Here is a 19,391-nt window from a genome sequence, read left to right as displayed (position 1 = left end):
GAATCGATCAGCTCTTGTTGGAGCGCCAGCTGTCTGCATAGTTCTCTCGGGCTTCGCGTGCGTAAGGCGTTGGAGACACACGAACGCGAATTTTTGCCTGTTTGTGCGGAGTTTCCGCAGAGGCTTTCTTGGAGCCGCCATCCGGCTCGCCCCAAACGAGTGTCAGGACGTCACCCACCTCGACATCGGCGTCGACGATACCGAGCGAAAGCATGCAGCGTTCATTGTAAGAATAACCATTGAACATGGACATACCCACGCGCTTGCCCTGATCATTCAAAATGAGATCCGCGCTGGTTGAGGCATAGTTTGGCTGTGGGAAGTCAATCCATTTGTAGTGGTCCTCACCCGGACGGAAAGCAGAAGCGATGACCTCAAGAACATCTTCGGCGTTCCATTCGAATGTCACTTTCTTGCGGTTCGTCGTACCCTTCAGCTTTTCAAGTGCCGCCTTACCGATGAAGTCATCTTTCTTCCAGCCAATGTAGAAGTCGTATCCCAACTCAAACGGCGTGACATAGTAATCCTCGATGTTATCGGAAACGTAGCTGCCACCGATGGCACCGGTTGCTTCATAGGAATCCGCGCCCAACCACTCTCTGTAGGCCTTCATCATGCCATCGCCCGTGTAAATGCCGGGCAGTGGTGACGGAATCCAGCCGGACTCGAGTGTGTTGGTGGAGTAGGCGCGACTGCCGCAACGCACGAGGTCGACGCCCGCCTCCTTGGCTGCTTCCAGTATGCACGAGAGGATGTAGCTCTTGTCTTCGTAAGGCCCCCAGATTTCCAGTCCCGGCGCGCCGGACATACCGTGGCGCAACGCCTGCACCTTCTTGGAGCCGATATTGATCCAGTCCACATGGAAGAACTTGATTTCCGGTACGGGACCGCGGTTCAGCTTCTCGAAAATCTTCGGCGCTTCCGGTCCCTGTATCTGGTAACGATAGTGAGTACGTAGCACACGCTCGCCTTCCGGCCGAGACGGCGAACGCGGGTCGTGCTTGATGCGGACATTCCACTTTCCGTATGCCGCGCAGAACATCAGCCAGTTCGATGTCGGTGCGCGGCCGACGAGGATGAACTTGTCCTGACGTTCCCGAAAAATGATGTGGTCACCAATAACATGGCCGTTTGGCGTGACCGGCACAAAATGCTTCGCACGATTGAGATCGAAATTCGAGAACGAGTTGATGCCGTGATAGGCGAGGAATTTCTCCGCGTCAGGCCCTTCTACGATCAACTCATCCATGTGATGCGACTGGTCGAACAACACGGCGGAGTGACGCCACGCAGCCTGTTCCGTGCGCCAGTTGCTGAATTCCGGGGCGACAACAGGGTATACATACATTCCCACAGGGGAATTCCGCAGACGCCCTACAATATCAGGGTTTTCCGTCAAAATATCATTCAGACTGCTATGGGCCATGGTCACTCCTCCCTAAGTGCAAGTTATAATGTATACATTTAGGCGCATCAAAAGAAAGAAAGCAAGTCCATATCTGAGAGAAAATTTGGGGGTCATCATTCACAACGAGCCAGAAAAGCGGCAGCGATCGAGAGAAATCATTTCCAGAAATTCTGCGTAGCAATGATACTGCGCGCCTGCGACAATCAAGCGACGCCTAACATGCTTACGTGATGTACTGTCAGGGTTCTTAGCGATGAATGATCGCGAGGCCTGGTATTTTTGCCAGGAGCTCTGGCTCCTCGCCAAAAATGTATTCCAGATTATGCCGAGCCGTCCGAGCGTGCTCGCGCGCGATCCATTCGGCACGCGAGCCTTCGCGAGCAGCAATAGCCTCGACCAGTGCACGATGCTGCGCCTGCGCAGAACGTAACGAACGGCGAAACGCCGCAATTTCAGTTTTGTCGGGAAGAAAAGCAGACGGCGATGCAAAGGGCAGAGAGCTCGCCCGGTTGACTTCACGGCGAACGATATCGCTGCCAGAGAGCGCGGCCAGTTGATGGTGGAAAAGTTCGTTCAACTCGGAATAGGCGTCAAAATCGACATCATCCGCTTCCACGCCGAAACAAGCATCCAGCCTGTCGACCGTATTGACAATCGCAGCTAGAGCCTCTGGCGAAACGCCCCGCTCCGCTGCCAGACGCGCAGCCGTGCCTTCCATAACACCACGCAATTCGATGGAATCGACAACATCGGAATAGCCGAAACGGCGCACGACGAAGCCACCATTCGGAAGCCTGTCCAAAAGCCCCTCTTCAGCCAGGCGTGACAGGGCTTCACGCACGGGTGTGCGGGAGATGTCCAGCTCTTCCGCCAACGACACCTCGAACAGCCTCATGCCGCCCGGTAGTTCTCCGCTAACAATCTTTTCCCGAAGCTCGATGACCGCCCTGCGGCCATGCGTTGCGGCATCGCTTGTTTTCATGCCTTTCTGACCTCGCGCAGCACCCATACTCGTCACGCTATAGCATTCCCGTCGAATTTCGCGAAGAAGCAACCGTCCCAGCATCACACAGGATAGCATGTATTCATTAATACGTCAAATACAGCCAAAATCAGCTAAAATTCCTCAGAATTGCCATTTTATGTATCCATTTCGATTGACAAAAGCGATCCCTACGCGCTTGATTGGCGCGGGAGGAGAAAATCGTGACTGTTTTATTGCTTATTCCCGGTCTCGTTTCCGATTCGCGCATCTGGCAACAACTGGCCGATGACGCGCGGATGCCGACATTGCATGCCGATGTCACGCGGGACCGTTCCATTACAGATATGGGTCAGCGGCTACTGGAAGAAACGAATCACGACTTGATTGTGGTCGGTCACTCGATGGGTGGGCGCGTGGCGCTGGAAATGGCCCGATTGATGCCATCGCGCATCAAGGCCCTTGTCCTTGCAAATACGGGGCACAGCCCCAAACGCGAGGGAGAAGAAATCAAGCGGCAGCAGATGATCGACCTCGGGTACAAGAATATGAATGAGCTGGCACGTCAGTGGTTGCCACCCATGCTCGACCCTGCACGTACCGGAGATAAAGCGCTGATCGAACACCTCAAATCCATGGTCTTGCGTGCTGGCGCGAGAGTGCATGAGCGCCAGATCCGAGCCCTGATCGATCGTCCCGACGCTACGTCGTATCTGGGCATGATCACCTGCCCTGTGCTGTTGATTGCTGCCCGGCAGGATAACTGGAGCCCAATAGAACAACACCAGCAGATAGCAGATGCGGTTGGTGACGCTGAAATGGTTGTCATCGAAAACGCCGGCCATTTCGCACCTGTCGAGCGACCGCAAGAAGTTTCGTCCGCCATTCTTGGCTGGCTGGATCGCAAATTTGGAGGAGACCATGGCTGAAACAAACACAATCCCGGATACCCCGTTGTTTGACAGGGCTGGATCGATCCGCGGCTACCGCATCAACAAGATGGCGATGGCGCTCGGCATTGCGGATAATCGGGAAGCATTCAAGGCCAACGAGGAAGCCTTTCTCGACCGCTACAAGCTGACGGCAGAGGAGAAGGCGGCCATCATGTCACGTGACTGGCACGAGATGGTCCGCCTTGGCGGAAATCTGTTTTTTATCCTCAAAATAGCCGCTGTAGACCCCGTTCCGATCACGCAGATCGGCGCGGCGCAAGCGGGCATGAGCCATGAGGATTTCATCTACGAACGACTGGGGAAAAAGCGCAATGGCTAAGATCATCGGCGGATTGGGAACGAGCCACGTTCCCTCGATTGGGGCTGCTCTGGACAAGGGATTGCGCGACACAGCTGACTGGAAGCCCTTTTTCGACGGATATGAAGTGGGCAAGGAATGGATGCGCGATGCGCGCCCGGATATTGCGGTGGTCATCTTCAACGATCATGGCAACACATTTTTCCTCGACCGCGTACCAACCTTCGCCGTTGGCGTCGCGGAGACCTATAATCCCGTGGATGAAGGCTGGGGGCCACGCGCCATTCCTGCTTTCGGGGGAGCGGTGGATTTCTCATGGCATTTTGTCGACACGCTGGTTGAGAACCATTTCGACCCACTGGTCTGCCGGGAAATCGAAGTCGATCACGGCCTTCAGGTTCCTATGGAACTCTTTTTCGGCAGGCCAGAGAATTGGCCGGTGAAGGTGCTGCCGATCTGGGTCAACACGATCCAGTATCCCATTCCCACACCGCAACGCTGCTGGGAAATGGGGAAGGTCCTGCGCAACGCCATCGAATCCTGGCCGGGTGACGAACGCGTCGTCATTCTCGGCACCGGTGGCCTTTCGCACCAGTTGCAAGGTGCGCGCGCTGGCTTCATCAATCAGGACGCCGACCGCGCATGGTTGGAGGGCATTGCCAACGACCCGGAGAAATACCGGTCCATGACCCGTGAGGATTATGTGGAACAGTTCGGTTCGGAAGGCGCAGAACTCATCATGTGGCTGGTCATGCGGGCGGCAATGAATCCGGACGTCAATCTCATCCACAAGCACTACCATGCCCCCGCTTCCATGACCGGAGCGGGCATGGTCGTGCTGGAAAACGCAGTCTAATGGCCATGTATTTCCTTATGCGGTGCCTTCATCACCAAGGACAGGATACGGCGCGGGACGAACATCGTCCCGCCCATCGCGCCTGGGTTCAATCCGGCGGGGGCGGGCTGGCAATCGTGCTGATCGGCTCAGCCATGCTCGATGAGTCTGGTAATGGCATAGGCAACTTCGGCATTTTGCAGGCCGAAAGCCTTGAGCGCGCAAATGCCTTTGCCGAAGGCGATCCTTTTAATGCAGCTGGCATCGTGAAGCATATCGAAATGACCTCGCTGCCTGACACATTTCAGGCTCACCGCATCAGTGAGCCGATGACGCCTTCAAAATAAGAGTAGCATGGTCGCGACATGGCAGGACGCTGTATCGAGAATGCCTTCAGTGAAGGCCTAGCTCGCATTTAGCCTTTTGCGGAGAATATCGGAGACGATTTCGTCGAGGTCGTTTCCGGCGGAAACATCGCAAGCACCCATACGGTCCTGCACCTCGGCAATTTCATAGGCAAGCGCGCCGCGCAACCCCAGTGCGTTCAGCGTGGCGGCGCTTTCGCGCATTTCCGCCGCGCGCCGTTTGCCATGACGTGTCGTTCGTTCCATCTGATACTCGGCAAATGTCGGCCAGCCAAGACCGGGAAAAGATGCCGATAGCGACGAGACTATATCGTCAAAGCAACCGGAAGCCTTTGCCGCCAGCAACGTCTCAACCGTGATCGCTTCCAGTCCTTTGACAAAAAGCGAACGCACCATTTTGATTGCTGTCGCGGCACCCACTTGCGAACCCGCAATGGAGGCTGCAAAACCGAGCTCTGCCAGTTCCGGTAAGAAAAGCGCCGCATGGTCGCCAGCGATCAGCACCGGCGTCTGATGTTTTTTCGGATATACCGGCGCCATCACGGCCATATCGAGATAACGCGCGCCCGCTGCTTCAACGGCAGCGGCGGTTTCCCGCTTCCGGTCGGGCGAAACGGAATTGATGTCGATGAGGACCTGCCCCTGCCGCAAATGCCCAAGAAGCGGCAGAACAGCCACAAGGCTCTGGTCTGCGGTAACGGCACTGAACACCCAATCCGCATCAGCCAGTCCAGATATGTCGACAGGCATTGCGCCACGTTGTGCCATGGCGATACGTATCGCCCCATCATCCCTGTCAAGCAACACGTCATAGGCGATGACGGACACCCCTTGCGGGGCCAGACCTTCGTGAAAAGCCTGCGCCGCTTCACCATATCCAAGAAAACCGATTTTCATGACAGTCTCCGCTACTTGGCAAACACCACCGTCTTCTGCTTGTTGATCAGGACACGATCTTCCAGATGCCAGGTTACGGCACGCGCCAGAACGCGCCGCTCGATATCGCGGCCCTTGCCGACAAGCTCTTCCGGCGTATCGGCATGGCTGACCGGCTCCACATCCTGGCAGATGATCGGCCCCTCATCCAGATCGCCGGTGACGTAGTGGGCGGTCGCGCCAATCATCTTCACCCCGCGCTTATGCGCCTGATGGTAGGGTTTTGCGCCCTTGAATCCCGGCAGGAACGAGTGGTGAATGTTAATGCAGCGCCCGGACAGGTATTCGGAAAAATCATCCGAAAGGATTTGCATATACCGCGCCAGCACGATCAACTCAGCGCCGGTCTCTTCGATGATTGCCTTGATCTTTGCCTCCTGCTCGGACTTTTCGTCCTTCGTGATAGGCAGATGGTGGTAGGGAATGCCTTCCATCAATGTCAGCGTCAGCGCCTCCTTGGGATGGTTGCTGACGATACCGACAGCTTCGATGTTTAATTCACCGATGCGCATTCGGTAAAGCAAATCCCCAAGACAATGATCGAACTTGGAAACGAGCAATAGAACCTTGCGTTTCTGTCCGGCGGGCCGAAGCTTCAAATCGAGATCATAGGCTTGCTCATCCCGTTTCAGCGCAACGCGAATTGTCTCAAGGGGAGCCTCCATGCTGAAGGCAACACGCATGAAAAACATACCCGTTTCCGGGTCGTCGAACTGATGCGCCTCGAAAATGTCGCCGCCATGCTCTGCGATCCGCGTGGCAATGGCCGACACGATGCCGCTGCGGTTATTACAACGCAGCGTCAGAATATAATCCGTCATGAAATTCCTCCATTGCGGGCCCTGTTGCACTCGACTTATGCAAATATCTCGCCATCGAAAAGTTTACGTGCCGTGCGTAATACAGCCGCGTTCGTGACTGCCCCCTCCCGCACGGTCACGATCACACTCATTTCCCCGGTCGGATGCTCGACCGAAATAAGAACCTCGTCGCCTTCATCTACCTTTGCCAGATCCGCTGCCGGTCCGGTTTTCAACAGGCAGGCGGTGGCGACACTGACCGCGCCAAGGACACCGATCGCATCGTGGCAACGATGCGGAATGAAGGTCCGGGTGGAAATTGCGCCTCCGTTTGCAGCAGGCGAAACCATCGTCATCTTGGGAACAGACTTGGCCGTGACATCACCGAGGTTCATCAGCGGCCCCGCCTTCAGCCGAATGACCTCCAGCCTTGCCCGCAGCCTTTCGTCTGCTTCAAGCGCCTCCGGTGTTTCCGTACCAAGAATGCCCATGTCGGATGCCTTCATCACGACACAGGGCATACCGTTATCGATCAGCGTGCATTCAACGCCGTCGATAATGTCGACTTCGTTGCCTGTCGGCAGCAACGCTCCGCAACTGGAACCCGCCGTATCGGCAAAGGTAATCGGCACCGGCGCTGCGGTTCCCGGTACGCCGTCTATGCGTGCATCGCCGGAATAGGTGACCTGCCCACCGGGGGTTTTAACCTTGGCGATGGCAATCTGGCCGGTATTTTCCATGAATATACTGACTTCAGTTTCACCCTCATTGGCTTTCGCCAACCCTCGCTCGATTGCAAAGGGCCCGACACCTGCAAGGATATTGCCGCAGTTTTGTCCGTCGCTGACGGTGGCCTGATCGACGAAGACCTGAAGAAACAGGTAATCTACATCGGCCTCCGTTCTGTCTGACGCTTTGACGACCGCCACTTTGGAGGTGAGCGGGTTGGCACCTCCCATACCGTCTATCTGGCGCGCGTCCGGAGAGCCCATCATGCGCAATAGAAAGTCGTCCCGATCCGGTGGCAGATCGCTGGCCAGAAAATACCCTCCCTTGGACGTGCCGCCGCGCATCCACATGCACCGCACACCATCTCTGGCAGACCTTCCGGTGGTGTCAGACATATTTCAGTCCTCTCTCGGCCAGCCGCTTGCGCATGTCATAAATATCAAGGCCTAATTCACCCGCAGCCAGCCTTTTGCGTTTCGCGTCTTCCGCGGCGACACGCGCCTGCGCCTTTGCCGCAACCTCTTCCGCTTCCTCGCGGCGCACAACGCAAACGCCGTCGTCATCGGCAACGATCACATCGCCCGGATTGATCAAAGCGCCTGCGCAAACCACCGGCACATTGATAGAGCCCAGCGTTTCCTTGACCGTGCCCTGAGCAAAAACGGCCTTGGACCAGACGGGAAATTCCATATCCGTCAAATCCGCGACATCGCGGACGCCCGCGTCAATGATGAGACCCTTGCAGCCGCGTGCCTGTGCAGACGTTGCCAGTAAATCGCCGAAGTAGCCATCTTCGCAGGGACTGGTCGGTGCCAGCACCAGAATATCGCCTGCCTGCAATTGTTCGATGGCCACATGCACCATCCAGTTATCACCTGGCGGAGAGGAAATCGTCACGGCGCTGGCCGCCAACCGCGCACCGGAATAGATCGGCCTCATGTAACTGGCGAGCAGGCCCTTTCGTCCCTGCGCCTCATGCACGGTAGCGACGCCGCAGGCGGCAAGCCGCTCTACAACGGACGCATCGGCGCGGTTGATATTCTGTACGACCACACCCATCACAGTTCATCCACGGTGCGAGGAAAGACGGATTGAAAACCCTCGGCATGGGTGGACTTGCGCCCGCCGGACTGGCCACCCGAATTACGCATGAAATGGTTCCCCCGATTTTCCGCAACATTCCTGTAATAGTGCCAAAGGTGCTCCTGCCCCTCCATGCACTGGATTGCGGCCCACTTCTTTTCCCAGACCGGCGATATGTCGAGAAAGACATCCGGCTTCCATTCCATCTGCTCGGTCTGGTGCGGTTCGAACAGATAAAGCTGTGGCGCCCCAAGTACCTTTTCGCCCGGATTATGACCCCATGCCTGCGCGATCATCCGCGCTTCGATGGCGATCTGGGTCGCATACATGTGGTCGGTGTTGTAGGGGTCCCATTTGGAATGGCTGAGCATGAATTCCGGCTGAACTTTTCGGATCACATCGACGATGCGGTATTTGGCATCCCGGTCCACTTCCAGCGGGTAATCGCCCAGGTCGAAAAACTGGATATCATGGACATTGAGTGCCTTGGCTGCGTTCTCCGCCTCGGTTCGGCGTCCGGCCTTGACCTTTTCCAGCGTCATCTTAGGCTGTTTCCACAGCTTGGCGCTCTCGCCGCGCTCGCCGTAAGACAGGCAGAGCACGGTCACATCGTATCCTTTTTCGGCATGAAGCGCGATTGCGCCCCCACATCGCCAGACGAAATCCGCCGAATGCGCGGAAATCACAAGTGCTGTCTTTGCCATGGTTCAATCCTTCCTGCCGTGTGAATGTGGGGCCGCCAACGCTGCATCCGCAGGTGGCGTGCCATGTGTGTGAAAAGTCTCGATTGTTTTGAGGCCCCACGCCTGACCCTTCTTGCGCTCCGTTTCCGTCCAGGTCACGGTCGGCCAGTCGGGTCGCAGGATCAGCCGTGCTCCGGCATTGGCAAGTTCCACGCGGTTGCCGGCAGGTTCCCAGACGTAGAGAAAGAAGGTGCCTTGAATGGCGTGCTTGTGCGGGCCCGTTTCGATGTGAACGCCGTTTTCGAGGAAGATATCGGCCGCGCGCAAAATATCCTCGCGCTGATCGACGGCGTAGGTCAGATGATGAAAGCGGCCCCTCGTGCCGGTATGGTCTTGTGAATAGGCAATGTCATAGCTCTTGTTGTTGACGGTGAACCAGCATCCCCCAAGCCTTCCGCTGTCCAGTTGAATCTGCTCCGTCACCCGGCTGCCGAGCGCCTTGGTCATGAAATCACGGATGGCTTCCACGTCGGTTGCCAGCAGGTTCAGATGATCCAGCCTGCGCGGGCAGACCCCTCGCCCGTGATATCGCTGGGCGATGTTCTTCAAGGCAGGCCGCTCTTCCGGCGGTGCCTCATAGATATTCGTGTCATAATAAAGCTCAAAAACATGTCCGTCAGGATCGGAAAACCGAAACGCGGGGCCATGACCAGCGTCTCCCTCCACCCATCCGAGCGCACATCCCATATCCTCGATCACCTTGACCCGCCGCTCCAGCGCCTCTGGTGACGAAGTGCGATAGGCGACATGACCGATACCCGTCGTGTGATGCCGGGTGAGCCTCAGCGTATGGAATTCATAGTCGTCAAAGGCACGCAGATAAGCGCTATCGCCTTCAATGCGGCTCGGCGTCAGACCATAGACACGGGTGAAGAAATCAAGGCTTTCCTCGAACCTGTTCGTATAAAGCTCGACATGACCCAGATGCGCCACGTCGAAACACGGCTCTGCCATCGTGTCTTCTCCTCCCTGCGATATGCAATTTTCGAACAAGGTCAGCAGATCGTCCACGCCGCTTGCATGCGTGTAGCAATCGCCCGTTCTTCTGAAATCCAGGATGACCCGCCTGTATTCTTTACAGGCGGGTCAGCAGACTATCGGATCAGGCGAAATTTACCGTCTTGGTTTCAAGGTAATTTTCCAGCCCTTCAATACCGCCTTCGCGACCGACACCGGATTGCTTCACACCACCGAACGGCATGGTCACATCGACAATATTACCGTTGATCGAAAGATGGCCGGATCGAACCCGCAGTGCGACACGATAGGCGTGTTCCGGGTCTGTGGAATAGATCGCACCGTTCAAGCCATAGATACTGTCGTTCGCCTTGGCGATGGCATCCTCTTCGTCGCTATAGGTAATGACCGAAACGACAGGACCGAAGATTTCTTCCTGCGCAATCCTCATGTCAGGCGTGACATCTGTGAAGACCGTTGGCTGAACGAAATACCCCTTGTCCAACCCTTCCAGGCGACCGCCACCAATGGCCAGTGTCGCGCCATCCGATTTACCGGCTTCAATATAATCCAGCACGCGATCCAATTGCCGCTTCATCGCCAGCGGCCCCATATGCACCGATGCGTCGGAAGGGTCGCCGACCTTGAGATTGGCAACGCCGGCAAGATAGAGGTCGAGAAATTCCTGTTTGCGGCTTTCTGGCACCAGAATACGGGTCAGCGAGAAGCAGACCTGGCCGGTAATTGGCATGGTGTAGACCATCAGGCTGGGCAAAGCTGCCTTGAAATCAGCATCTTCCAGCAGGATCGCGGCGGATTTGCCGCCAAGCTCCAATGTTACCCGTGCAAGGCGCTCCGCGCATGCGGCCGCAATATGCTTTCCAGCTGCAGTCGAACCGGTGAAGGCAACCTTGTCGATACCTTTGTGCCGCACCAGATAGTCTCCAACCTCACGGCCCGCGGGGACAAGGTTGAAAACCCCTTTCGGCAAGCCAGCAGCTTCAATCGCCTCCGCCAGGATGTAGGCTTCCAGAGGCGTTTCCGGCGAAGGTTTGGCGACGAATGTACAGCCAGCTGCAAGACCGGCGGCAATCTTGTAGGTCAACAGCACCATCGGCGCATTCCACGGCGAAATTGCCGCGCACACACCCACCGGCTCCTTCACGATACGGCTTTGTCCTCCTTCAGGGCGTTTGCGCTCATCGACGAAAGTGAAGTTACCGCTTTCGATCAGATCGGCATAAAATTCGAACAGTTGCGCGTTTTGTCCCGCAACCTTGCTTGTCAGCATGATCGGGGCACCGACCTGTAAGGTCCAGGCATTGGCAATCTCATCCAGGCGCGACCGGATATGCTCCGCAATCTTTCGTAGATAGGGTACGCGCTCGGCAGGGGACATTCGCGGCCACGCGCCATTGTCGAAAGCCTCACGCGCCGCCTCCACCGCAGCGTCCACATCTTCGCGAGAGGCTTCCGGATACTGGATCAAAATTTCTTCAGTGACAGGAGAAATGACGTCAAGTGTCGCAGATGAGCGCGGAGCAACCCATGCGCCATCGATAAAAAACTTTTCAGGCGCACGCAGCTCGGAAATATGCTTCGACATAATATTCACGGTAGTACCCTCCTCTTTTAAACAACCGGAAAACAGCCAATGTGCCGCAATCGGTAATCGGTCGTATTCGCCGCGCCTGACGAAAGACCTCCTCCCTCGCCAACCACAGAATGTATTCTTTATGAGCCAACTCAAATCGCAAATCAACGTAATAATCTGCGAAAACGGGCGGATGAAATAAAATATGCTTGATGACGTCAGAGTCGTTGTATACATTTTTACATGAAGAGGAGAGACGGATGACGTTGTTGAATTTTATCACCCGTTCAAAGGCGCAGGCGAGCACAACGATCAACGACAGTACCCTCCTGCACACATGGTCCATCGAGGTCATGCCGCGCACTGCCGCTAAAATCGAGGATTTCAAAACACTGCTGCCCGCCAGAACGCGTGTTTATATTGCGCACATCGCGGGCACACCCATTGAGGACATGGTGGCCACTGCAAGTCGCATTCGCCGGGATGGCTTTGCCGTCATGCCGCATTTTCCAGCCCGAAGCATTCCTGACCTTGCCACATTGGAAGACTGGATCAATCGCTACCGGAACGAAGCCGACGTCACGGAGGCGCTTTTAATTGGAGGCGGAGACAAGAGCCCCGCCGGCAATCTCAACAGCTCTATGGATCTGATTGAAAGCGGCTTTTTCGACCGGCATGGCTTCAAGCGCCTGCATGTGGCCGGCCATCCTGAAGGCAATAAAGACATAGACAGGGACGGCTCCACCAGCAATGTCGACAACGCTCTACAATGGAAGAACGGATTTTCTGAACGCACCGATGCGGACATGGCTATCGTTACCCAATTCGGCTTTGATCCCAAAGTTATTACCGATTGGGTAGAGCGGATGGCCGCATCCGGCATTACGCTGCCTGTGCATGTCGGAATTGCAGGTCCAGCCAAATTACAAACCCTTATACAGTTTGCCATCTCTTGCGGCGTGGGGCCTTCTCTCAAAGTTCTGCAAAAACGTGCGCTTGACGTCACCCGACTGCTTTCCCCTTACGAGCCGGTCGAAATGGTTGCTGGACTCAGCGATTATGTCGCCCGTAATCCAGACAGCCTGATCGCTCAGCTTCACGTCTTCCCGCTCGGTGGAATAAAGGCAGCAGCGGATTGGATGGACCTGAATACAACTTCAGTCGCACCAATGAAAACGACCATTTAAGGGGTCTGCCGTCCGTGATCGGTGATGGTCCAGTCGCAAGTGAATGGAGGCATCTCCGCCGCCAGACCACATATTTAGCCGCACCGAGTCTGCGGCGCGAACACTCAATCAGTGGGCAGAGCGTGTAACACCTTTTTTGGAAGCCTCGGCGACAGTGACAAGCGCACCGTCGCCGAAAGGATCAGCGTGGTTGATGCAACATATTTTCAAATCTAGTTCGATGGTGAGTTGGCGTCCACGAGGTTCTTAGGAACGGCTTTCCGGGGCAATACCGGAGGGGTTTTGGTGTCTGGTAGAAAAAACGCGGAGACCAGCTCATCGTGAGGAATGTCCTGTACGTCGGCTTGGCTTTTGACGGTCAATCCCGCCGCCGCCCCTGCGGATTGTCCAAGCTGCATGAGTGACATTTCCATACGCGTTGCCCCGAAAGCTTCGTGTGTCGCGCTGATTGCGAAGATAGAAAGCAGATTAGAGCATTCCGACCTGCGTGGAAGAATAGCGCCGTAGGGTATGGGAAAAATCTTGTCTGCCCCACCGGAAGGAGCTTCGAAGTTGCCTTCATTCCACACCGACACCGACGAAAGATTGAGTACGGTGGAATGAGCACGCAAAATGCGCTGGGTATGATGGCTATCGCGATTGTAGGAACCGCTCCCGATCGTTCGGGAATCCAGCGGATCCATGTCATCATTCGCAGCGACTTCTCGCCCGTTCATCTGGTAATCCGACACCATACGGCGCGCCTCGCGGACGTATAGCTGATAAGGCCAATGTCGGTCGTCATTCTCGTGGGGCATGGGATAGTGAGCCTCGTCGAGACCGTACTGCCTGAAGGCATCCCGAAGTGCTCCGGGCATGCGAGGATCTGGATTGTGCTGGAGCGCGTAGAATAGTCCGCGGATCCACATTTCATGCGCCTTCCATATCCTCTCACGGGTAGGATAGTCGGCTTGAGGATAGCTCCAGGATGCGCCGATAAAATCCGTGGATACCGGACCAGAATTATTGATGTCAAAGACGTCGCGACCAATATCGTTATGAAGCAGAAATCCCTTCACCGCCTCTGCAGGATTGTCCAGAAGACCTCGACTGTTCTGAATCTCTATCCATCGGTAGAGCAACTCATATCGGGCAGGATCAAAGCCTTGAGGAGCTTGATCGGGCAAATCCACCCGCCGACTTTCGTCTTTGGTCATGGTCATGCGAAAATTATAGGCCTGTACTGCTCGGTCTGCCGCCCCCTCTTCAGGCTGTGGATAGGATCGAATACCAGGCAAGAGCCCGCTGCCCGGAGTTCCCCGCACGGAATACGGGTCGATACAAATCGGACCCAGAACCTTCTCGAACCGGCGCCAGCTGTAGAAATTATGGTTCGTGCCGAGCGCAGCGTGGTCGGTGCCGCGAAACCCGTTCAATATGTTGTCCCCGTTGCGAGCTTCACGGCCGACTATGGTGGTGACGCCTGCGGCGGCGATGAGATCTCCCTCGTAACTGGCGTCGATGAATACCCGCCCCTTGAAGATCTGCCCGTCCATCGTTTCAAGGGCCTGCAGAACTGAACCGTCTTTTCTGACGCGATGGACCCCGGCTGTCTGGATGACAGGAATGTCATAGGTTTTCAGCAGCGTCTTGAAGACATCTTCCGCGTAGCGCGGCTCAAAAGAAAATTGATCGTCGGGCCGCCCTGCGGCTTTATTGATGAGGCTGATGACATGACGTGCGAGACCACCATAAGCTTGTCCGGACGCGATATCTGTGCCGCCAAGTCCCCCCGTCATCATTCCGCCGATATGCCGGTCACGCCAGCCGCCGACGATGACCGGAGACAAGCCCATCTCACGCGCCTGAATGGCTGCCGTGACCGCCCCACTTGTCATTCCGTAGATGACGATGTCCGATTGCCTATCCGTGGCAAAAGCAATCCTTGAGCTTACCAAAAGTGCTGCGCCAACGATGAAGTGGCGTCGATTGATATTGGAGACCATCGTGTCAACTCACTTTGGGAAAGACTGGCCCTGCTAACGAGAAGGCGGTCGATCCGAGTTTATTCTCCGATGCACCCCAAACTGGCCCTATCCTTTGCTGAGCCAGAATACCCGCAAAAGTCTTGCTCCAATCGTCCCCCGTAGAAAATACCCAATTTTTTGCAGTGCAACATTGATATCCAAATGTGCTAAACAGCCGATTGGATTTGTGACGAGTGGTGAGAACACAACGCTTGGTGTGACATCAGTATTTACTCGCAAACCATGCGGATTTGACTGCCGATACCCGCGCAAACTCTTTGCCGGGCAATTTTATTTTTTGGACTTGCAGGTGAAGACAGGAGGCTTTGGCGACGCCAGTGGTGGCTGAGAGTGCATGACATTTTTCAACACTGACCGAACGGGTTCCATGCATGGTTAAAAGTCTGCTTCAAGGTTTGTTGAGGCCCAGAATAAATAAGTCGATCAGACTTCTTCAGGGAGGCAAAGCGCATGTCAAAGGGTCCATTTCTGGCAAGGGGCAGTTATTTTTAGGACAGGCATGGAAGGGACTTGTCCCGGAGCCAATCCAGCTCATTATCCAGCCGGGTGGCCAGCTAAGGCTCAATGGCCGCTTCGATGTTTTCGGCGGCAGCACCATCGGCATCCAGAGCGAAGCGAAGCTTACACTCGGCAGTGGGTTCGCAAACCGACATACCTGGATCTCATGTGGCCTTGAGATTACGATCGGCGAGCAGGTCTTCATCGCGGATCAGGTCATCATACGGGACTGGGATGGCCATACAATTGTCGGCCGCGCCAACAAAGCACCCATATCAATCGGCAATAATGTATGGATTGGAATGCGTGCCATCATCCTGAAAGGTGTGACAATCGGTGATGGCGCAGTTGTTGCAGCGGGAGCCGTTGTCACCAGGGACGTCCCTGCCGGCTCTGTTGTTGCAGGAAACCCTGCGAGGGTAGTCAAAGAAAATATGAAGTGGACCCCCTAAAGCATGGTGCGTGAAAGAGGATTTACGCGGCATGATTTGGGTTTCGTTTTGCATGTCTTTGTCGCAAGACTGTTGCACAGTTTTGCGATGATTAGACCGATAGCGTCTGCTTGATTAGGATGCGATGGCATCTTATGCTTCACTTCACAACATGTTAACATACTGAAATTATTGGCAACTATTTGTACTATCAAATAAATGCTGCATCGCAATAATGAAGCCATTGATGTAGTGCGATCAGGCGCGAACATCAACATTGAGCTGCTGGGGGAGAACCGTATAGGATGTCGCCACATGCCCTCTCCTTCGAAAAGAACTCCGCAAGACCTGGAAACGATCGCCCGTTCCGGAGGCACGTTGCAGCGGATGAAAGCGCGCCTGCCGACGTATATGACCGATCTGCGCGAGAACCCATTCTGGCTGCCAATGTTTGTTCTTGCACGAACCATGCCCTTCAGACGGGCGCACTGGCTTTTTGCAAAGCCCGCGCCGCGAATTAACGTAGCTGGACGCTCGATTTTTGGAAATCTTGATGCCAAAGCTGTCGCCACTGAGCTAAAAAGTTCCGGTATCTTTACCGGCCTCACACTGCCAGACGCTATCCACCAGGAAATCTCGCGCTTTGGTCGGGAAACTCCGTGCTTTGGGAATTTTGATCGTAACAAGGAGTTTCTGGCTGGTGAGCATGAGCGCGCTGAGCGTGACTTTGGCACGTCCATCCTGAGCGGGCATCACTTCGAACGAGTTTCAGAGTGTGACGCCGCGATCACTGTCCAACAGGATCCGTTGCTCAAGAGCATCGCGATGAATTACCTGGGCGGAGAAGCACAATTAATCACCACCAGAACGTGGTGGAGTTTCCCGACCAAATCGGCCACGGACCTCGATCTGAGCAGGGCATCATTCAAATACCATTTCGATCTCGACGACTGGCGGATGCTCAAGTTTTTCTTTTACCTTACCGACGTGGATGAGAATGCTGGTCCCCATGTCTTCGTACGTGGCAGCCATAACAGGAGACGTTTGAAGCACCAGCTTACAATGGTCGTCGGCCACCCTTCAGAGGAGGTCACCGAGTATTACGGAGGCGATAGGGCTGTAACGATCACGGGCAAGGCCGGAACGGGGTTTGTCGAAGACCCATTTGGTTTCCATATGGGCACTCTGGCCAAGAAAAATCCTCGCCTGATGATGGAAGTCGGATTCGGCGTTTCCAAGCCCTCGAAACGTCGGTTTCACGGGGAGCCAGTCATCCGATAAAACGAACCGCGAAAATCAGCTGTGGCTTGATCAGTCGGGTAGCGTTATTGGTTATCTCGAATGCAGAGCATCCAATAGATTTCCGAAACTGGGGCGCCACTCAACGATTTCGACGCTTTCGTAAACCCCAGCGGCAACAAAGGGATCGGATGCGCTGAACTCCTCGAACTGTTCGAGTGTATCGACTTCGGCGATGAGGATGGCGGCGTTGGCTCCGCCATCCGGCTGCGATGCCGAAGGTCCAGACAGCAGAATTCGAAGCTTCGTGTTACGAATATGAGCTTTGTGCTGCTCTATCAACCGGGAGCGATCCGCGCCTCGACCGGGATCGGATTTCGCGTAGCGGACGACGATCATCGAGCGCTCTTCGTCGGTGTAAGAATGAAATCGAAATCCGACCTCCAAAGAGTGGGTCCCTCGATCCGCTCGAAGGGCGCAATAAGGGTGTTTTTAACGCCAAAGACCGCGTCGGAGTCCAGGTATGGGTCATCGCCAACAAATGTGTGTGTCACCAGCTTCTGATAGCCCTCAGCCGTTATCAGATAGTGCGTGTGTGCCGGGCGGTAGGGATGGCGACCGAGTGAAGTCAGCAACTGACCAACAGGGCCGTCGTCGGGTATGGGATAGGACACCGGCTTGATGCCAGTAAATTTATAGCAGCCATCTGCGCCGGTGATAAAAATACCTCTGTTGTTCCACTTCGGTTGGATACCGGGCTGCTGAACATCGTAGAAACCATCCGAATTGTCCGACCAGACGTCGATCCGTGCGCCCTTGATCGGTTTGCCGTCGAGATCAAGCACGCGGCCTATGAAAAGACAGCTTTCTCCCTTGCCATCGAGCGAAATGTTTTCGCCCATTTCTCTGACAGGTGCGCCCTCCACATGGAATGGGCCAAAAACCGTATTTTCCGTCGCGCCCTTGGGACGGCGGTTATTGATCGCATCGACAAGCATGGAAAAGCCCAACACATCACTGAGGAGGATGAACTCCTGCCTTTCGTCGTGACAAAGATGCCCAGTTCGTGTCAGGAAGCCAATGGCAAAATCCCATTCTGCCTGGGTCAGTTTCACATCCTTGGCGAAAGCATGCAAATGCTGCACCAACGAAGCCATCACCTGCGCCAGCCGGGGATTTATATCTTCCGCCATCCGGGAATTGACTGCTTCTACAGATCGTTCTTCGCTGAAGTATTCAGCCATTGCGTCTCTCCTGCCAAAATCACTGTTGCGGCCGCGTGCCCTCCCAGGCGCGCTGGAGCAATTCCCTGATTGCATTCTTTTCAACCGGGCGCGGGTTCCAGTAGGGATTGCTCACGGCAATCTCTGCCGCCTTATCGAGATCGGCTTCCACCATTCCCAAGTCCCTTAAGGCTAAGGGAGCGCCGATCGAGGCCGCGAAATCATAAAGCCCACCACCGAGGGACCCGCCGAAAAGTTCACAAGCCGGTTGAAGCGCATCAGCGGCAGCCACCGCATTGTAAGCCACTGAATGCGGCAGCACGACCGCGTGGGTCTGCGCATGCGGTAGATCAAAGCTGCCGCCAAGCGTGTGGCAGAGTTTGTGATGCAGGGCCATTCCCACCGCACCGAGAACGGTCCCGCAAAGCCAGGAGCCGTAAAGTGCCTCGCCTCGGGCTTCAAGGTCAGATGGAGTTCTTACGATTTCCGGCAAGGCCTTCTTCAGCGCACACAGACCTTCAAGGGCCATCATCGACGAAATCGGATTACGATCTTGCGCGTAAAGCCCCTCAACCGCGTGTGCCATGGCATTGAGGCCACTGCTTACGCTCATCGCGACCGGCAAACCCAGGGTCAGGTCAGGATCATAGATAACCGCTTCAGGCAGAATGCTTGTCCCGCGCACCGTTGTCTTGCGCTCGTTTTCCGTCTGCCCAAGGATCGGGGTTACCTCGGAGCCTGCATAGGTGGTCGCGACAACGATCTGTGGAGCGTCGTTTCGATAGGCGATGGCCTTACCGAGACCGATGGTAGAGCCGCCACCGATCGCAACGACGCAATCTGCCTTCACCTCATTGTATACCGCAACGGCCCGCTCGGTGACGTCGACGGGTGTATGCATCGTCGCATCGGTAAACAGGCCCGCCGTAAGTGAGCCAAGGGAAGAGGCGATCTGTTGCGCCTCTTCCTTCTGATGAACGGTGGAAAGGATCAGGGCGCGAGTGCCGCCCTGCGCCTTGATGACATCCGGCAGGCGGCTGAGCGAGCCGCTGCCAAAGATAATCTGCGCCGGACTGACGCTGTAGCTGAAAGGCCTGACCATT

20 protein-coding genes are annotated in these 19,391 nt (G+C 55.5%); 7 read left to right on the top strand and 13 right to left on the bottom strand.

Features of this window, described 5'->3' with window-relative positions; translation table 11 throughout:
• Window positions 1-7: 7 nt before the first annotated feature.
• Entirely contained in the window at window positions 8-1,426 is a 1,419-nt protein-coding gene (ligM, locus tag G6L28_RS14325) for a vanillate/3-O-methylgallate O-demethylase (protein WP_174064498.1), read from the bottom strand.
• A 229-nt stretch (window positions 1,427-1,655) separates the two neighbouring features.
• Window positions 1,656-2,390 (bottom strand): GntR family transcriptional regulator, encoded by a 735-nt coding sequence (locus tag G6L28_RS14320; protein ID WP_174064497.1) that lies wholly within the window; start codon window positions 2,388-2,390, stop codon window positions 1,656-1,658.
• 224 nt (window positions 2,391-2,614) lie between these two features.
• Between G6L28_RS14320 and G6L28_RS14315 the strand changes: the two genes are divergently transcribed.
• The 4 genes from G6L28_RS14315 to G6L28_RS14300 are packed head-to-tail and all read left to right on the top strand — an operon-like array spanning window position 2,615 to window position 4,823.
• Window positions 2,615-3,319, top strand: coding sequence for an alpha/beta fold hydrolase (locus G6L28_RS14315; protein ID WP_174064496.1), 705 nt, complete (start codon window positions 2,615-2,617; stop codon window positions 3,317-3,319).
• Entirely contained in the window at window positions 3,312-3,662 is a 351-nt protein-coding gene (locus G6L28_RS14310) for an extradiol ring-cleavage dioxygenase (protein WP_174064495.1), read from the top strand. Before G6L28_RS14315 ends, G6L28_RS14310 begins: the two co-directional genes overlap by 8 nt.
• A complete protein-coding gene (locus G6L28_RS14305) occupies window positions 3,655-4,497 on the top strand; it encodes a class III extradiol dioxygenase family protein (RefSeq protein WP_174064494.1) in 843 nt (280 codons plus the stop codon). The genes G6L28_RS14310 and G6L28_RS14305 overlap by 8 nt, the downstream gene beginning before the upstream one ends.
• The gene (locus G6L28_RS14300; protein WP_234902577.1) at window positions 4,497-4,823 is read left to right on the top strand and encodes a YciI family protein; all 327 of its coding nucleotides are present in this window, start codon (window positions 4,497-4,499) and stop codon (window positions 4,821-4,823) included. The genes G6L28_RS14305 and G6L28_RS14300 overlap by 1 nt, the downstream gene beginning before the upstream one ends.
• 57 nt (window positions 4,824-4,880) lie before the next feature.
• Here the strand turns inward: G6L28_RS14300 and G6L28_RS14295 are convergent, their stop codons facing one another.
• The 7 genes from G6L28_RS14295 to G6L28_RS14265 all read right to left on the bottom strand — a co-directional run bounded on the left by G6L28_RS14295 (window position 4,881) and on the right by G6L28_RS14265 (window position 11,695).
• Entirely contained in the window at window positions 4,881-5,738 is an 858-nt protein-coding gene (locus tag G6L28_RS14295; protein WP_174064493.1) for an NAD(P)-dependent oxidoreductase, read from the bottom strand.
• An 11-nt stretch (window positions 5,739-5,749) separates the two neighbouring features.
• Window positions 5,750-6,598, bottom strand: coding sequence for a formyltetrahydrofolate deformylase (gene purU, locus G6L28_RS14290; protein WP_174064492.1), 849 nt, complete (start codon window positions 6,596-6,598; stop codon window positions 5,750-5,752).
• Window positions 6,599-6,633: 35 nt separating this feature from the next.
• Window positions 6,634-7,701 carry a 4-oxalomesaconate tautomerase gene (locus tag G6L28_RS14285; RefSeq protein ID WP_202033633.1) on the bottom strand — a complete coding sequence of 356 codons (1,068 nt, stop codon included), beginning with the start codon at window positions 7,699-7,701 and terminating at the stop codon, window positions 6,634-6,636.
• On the bottom strand, window positions 7,694-8,365 hold the full coding sequence (locus G6L28_RS14280) for a 4-carboxy-4-hydroxy-2-oxoadipate aldolase/oxaloacetate decarboxylase (RefSeq protein ID WP_174064491.1): 672 nt from the start codon (window positions 8,363-8,365) through the stop codon (window positions 7,694-7,696). Before G6L28_RS14280 ends, G6L28_RS14285 begins: the two co-directional genes overlap by 8 nt.
• Complete coding sequence (locus tag G6L28_RS14275) at window positions 8,365-9,093, bottom strand: PIG-L deacetylase family protein (protein ID WP_174064490.1); 729 nt, start codon at window positions 9,091-9,093, stop codon at window positions 8,365-8,367. Before G6L28_RS14275 ends, G6L28_RS14280 begins: the two co-directional genes overlap by 1 nt.
• Window positions 9,094-9,096: 3 nt before the next feature.
• Window positions 9,097-10,086 (bottom strand): VOC family protein, encoded by a 990-nt coding sequence (locus G6L28_RS14270; protein WP_174064489.1) that lies wholly within the window; start codon window positions 10,084-10,086, stop codon window positions 9,097-9,099.
• A 148-nt stretch (window positions 10,087-10,234) separates the two neighbouring features.
• Window positions 10,235-11,695, bottom strand: coding sequence for an aldehyde dehydrogenase (locus G6L28_RS14265; protein WP_174064585.1), 1,461 nt, complete (start codon window positions 11,693-11,695; stop codon window positions 10,235-10,237).
• A gap of 200 nt (window positions 11,696-11,895) precedes the next feature.
• Here G6L28_RS14265 and G6L28_RS14260 point away from each other — a divergent pair, with 200 nt between their 5' ends.
• A complete protein-coding gene (locus tag G6L28_RS14260; RefSeq protein WP_234902576.1) occupies window positions 11,896-12,870 on the top strand; it encodes a methylenetetrahydrofolate reductase in 975 nt (324 codons plus the stop codon).
• Window positions 12,871-13,082: 212 nt separating this feature from the next.
• On the opposite strand, the gene G6L28_RS14255 is transcribed toward G6L28_RS14260, so the two are convergent.
• Entirely contained in the window at window positions 13,083-14,855 is a 1,773-nt protein-coding gene (locus tag G6L28_RS14255) for an FAD-dependent oxidoreductase (RefSeq protein WP_174064488.1), read from the bottom strand.
• 413 nt (window positions 14,856-15,268) lie between these two features.
• Between G6L28_RS14255 and G6L28_RS23070 the strand changes: the two genes are divergently transcribed.
• Both G6L28_RS23070 and G6L28_RS14245 read left to right on the top strand, forming a co-directional pair.
• The gene (locus tag G6L28_RS23070; protein WP_174064487.1) at window positions 15,269-15,847 is read left to right on the top strand and encodes an acyltransferase; all 579 of its coding nucleotides are present in this window, start codon (window positions 15,269-15,271) and stop codon (window positions 15,845-15,847) included.
• A gap of 294 nt (window positions 15,848-16,141) precedes the next feature.
• A complete protein-coding gene (locus G6L28_RS14245) occupies window positions 16,142-17,107 on the top strand; it encodes a phytanoyl-CoA dioxygenase family protein (RefSeq protein ID WP_234902582.1) in 966 nt (321 codons plus the stop codon).
• A 51-nt stretch (window positions 17,108-17,158) separates the two neighbouring features.
• Here G6L28_RS14245 and G6L28_RS14240 read toward each other — a convergent pair whose 3' ends face one another.
• Genes G6L28_RS14240 through G6L28_RS14230 form a run of 3 tightly spaced genes read right to left on the bottom strand, consistent with a single transcriptional unit; the run spans window position 17,159 to window position 19,390 of the window.
• Entirely contained in the window at window positions 17,159-17,464 is a 306-nt protein-coding gene (locus tag G6L28_RS14240; protein ID WP_174064486.1) for a YciI family protein, read from the bottom strand.
• A complete protein-coding gene (locus G6L28_RS14235) occupies window positions 17,461-18,309 on the bottom strand; it encodes an intradiol ring-cleavage dioxygenase (RefSeq protein ID WP_174064485.1) in 849 nt (282 codons plus the stop codon). The genes G6L28_RS14240 and G6L28_RS14235 overlap by 4 nt, the downstream gene beginning before the upstream one ends.
• A gap of 19 nt (window positions 18,310-18,328) precedes the next feature.
• Window positions 18,329-19,390: a maleylacetate reductase gene (locus tag G6L28_RS14230; protein ID WP_174064484.1), complete on the bottom strand. Its 1,062-nt coding sequence runs from the start codon at window positions 19,388-19,390 to the stop codon at window positions 18,329-18,331.
• Between the last annotated feature and the right edge of the window lies 1 nt (window position 19,391).

The sequence above is a fragment of the Agrobacterium larrymoorei genome (assembly GCF_013322225.1).
GTDB classification, from domain to species: domain Bacteria; phylum Pseudomonadota; class Alphaproteobacteria; order Rhizobiales; family Rhizobiaceae; genus Agrobacterium; species Agrobacterium larrymoorei_A.
This window is presented reverse-complemented; position numbering and strand designations above follow the sequence as displayed.

Excerpts from the sequence above, each read along its gene's own strand:
- G6L28_RS14235 (WP_174064485.1), bottom strand. The coding sequence starts at position 18,309 with ATGGCTGAATACTTCAGCGAAGAACGATCTGTAGAAGCAGTCAATTCC.
- G6L28_RS14280 (WP_174064491.1), bottom strand. The coding sequence starts at position 8,365 with ATGGGTGTGGTCGTACAGAATATCAACCGCGCCGATGCGTCCGTTGTA.
- G6L28_RS14270 (WP_174064489.1), bottom strand. The coding sequence starts at position 10,086 with ATGGCAGAGCCGTGTTTCGACGTGGCGCATCTGGGTCATGTCGAGCTT.
- G6L28_RS14230 (WP_174064484.1), bottom strand. The coding sequence starts at position 19,390 with ATGGTCAGGCCTTTCAGCTACAGCGTCAGTCCGGCGCAGATTATCTTT.
- G6L28_RS14240 (WP_174064486.1), bottom strand. The coding sequence starts at position 17,464 with ATGATCGTCGTCCGCTACGCGAAATCCGATCCCGGTCGAGGCGCGGAT.
- G6L28_RS14255 (WP_174064488.1), bottom strand. The coding sequence starts at position 14,855 with ATGGTCTCCAATATCAATCGACGCCACTTCATCGTTGGCGCAGCACTT.
- G6L28_RS14245 (WP_234902582.1), top strand. The coding sequence starts at position 16,142 with ATGCCCTCTCCTTCGAAAAGAACTCCGCAAGACCTGGAAACGATCGCC.
- G6L28_RS14300 (WP_234902577.1), top strand. The coding sequence starts at position 4,497 with ATGGCCATGTATTTCCTTATGCGGTGCCTTCATCACCAAGGACAGGAT.
- G6L28_RS14275 (WP_174064490.1), bottom strand. The coding sequence starts at position 9,093 with ATGGCAAAGACAGCACTTGTGATTTCCGCGCATTCGGCGGATTTCGTC.
- G6L28_RS14265 (WP_174064585.1), bottom strand. The coding sequence starts at position 11,695 with ATGTCGAAGCATATTTCCGAGCTGCGTGCGCCTGAAAAGTTTTTTATC.
- G6L28_RS14295 (WP_174064493.1), bottom strand. The coding sequence starts at position 5,738 with ATGAAAATCGGTTTTCTTGGATATGGTGAAGCGGCGCAGGCTTTTCAC.
- ligM (WP_174064498.1), bottom strand. The coding sequence starts at position 1,426 with ATGGCCCATAGCAGTCTGAATGATATTTTGACGGAAAACCCTGATATT.
- G6L28_RS14320 (WP_174064497.1), bottom strand. The coding sequence starts at position 2,390 with ATGAAAACAAGCGATGCCGCAACGCATGGCCGCAGGGCGGTCATCGAG.
- G6L28_RS14260 (WP_234902576.1), top strand. The coding sequence starts at position 11,896 with ATGACGTCAGAGTCGTTGTATACATTTTTACATGAAGAGGAGAGACGG.
- G6L28_RS14285 (WP_202033633.1), bottom strand. The coding sequence starts at position 7,701 with ATGTCTGACACCACCGGAAGGTCTGCCAGAGATGGTGTGCGGTGCATG.
- G6L28_RS14305 (WP_174064494.1), top strand. The coding sequence starts at position 3,655 with ATGGCTAAGATCATCGGCGGATTGGGAACGAGCCACGTTCCCTCGATT.
- G6L28_RS14310 (WP_174064495.1), top strand. The coding sequence starts at position 3,312 with ATGGCTGAAACAAACACAATCCCGGATACCCCGTTGTTTGACAGGGCT.
- purU (WP_174064492.1), bottom strand. The coding sequence starts at position 6,598 with ATGACGGATTATATTCTGACGCTGCGTTGTAATAACCGCAGCGGCATC.
- G6L28_RS23070 (WP_174064487.1), top strand. The coding sequence starts at position 15,269 with ATGGTTAAAAGTCTGCTTCAAGGTTTGTTGAGGCCCAGAATAAATAAG.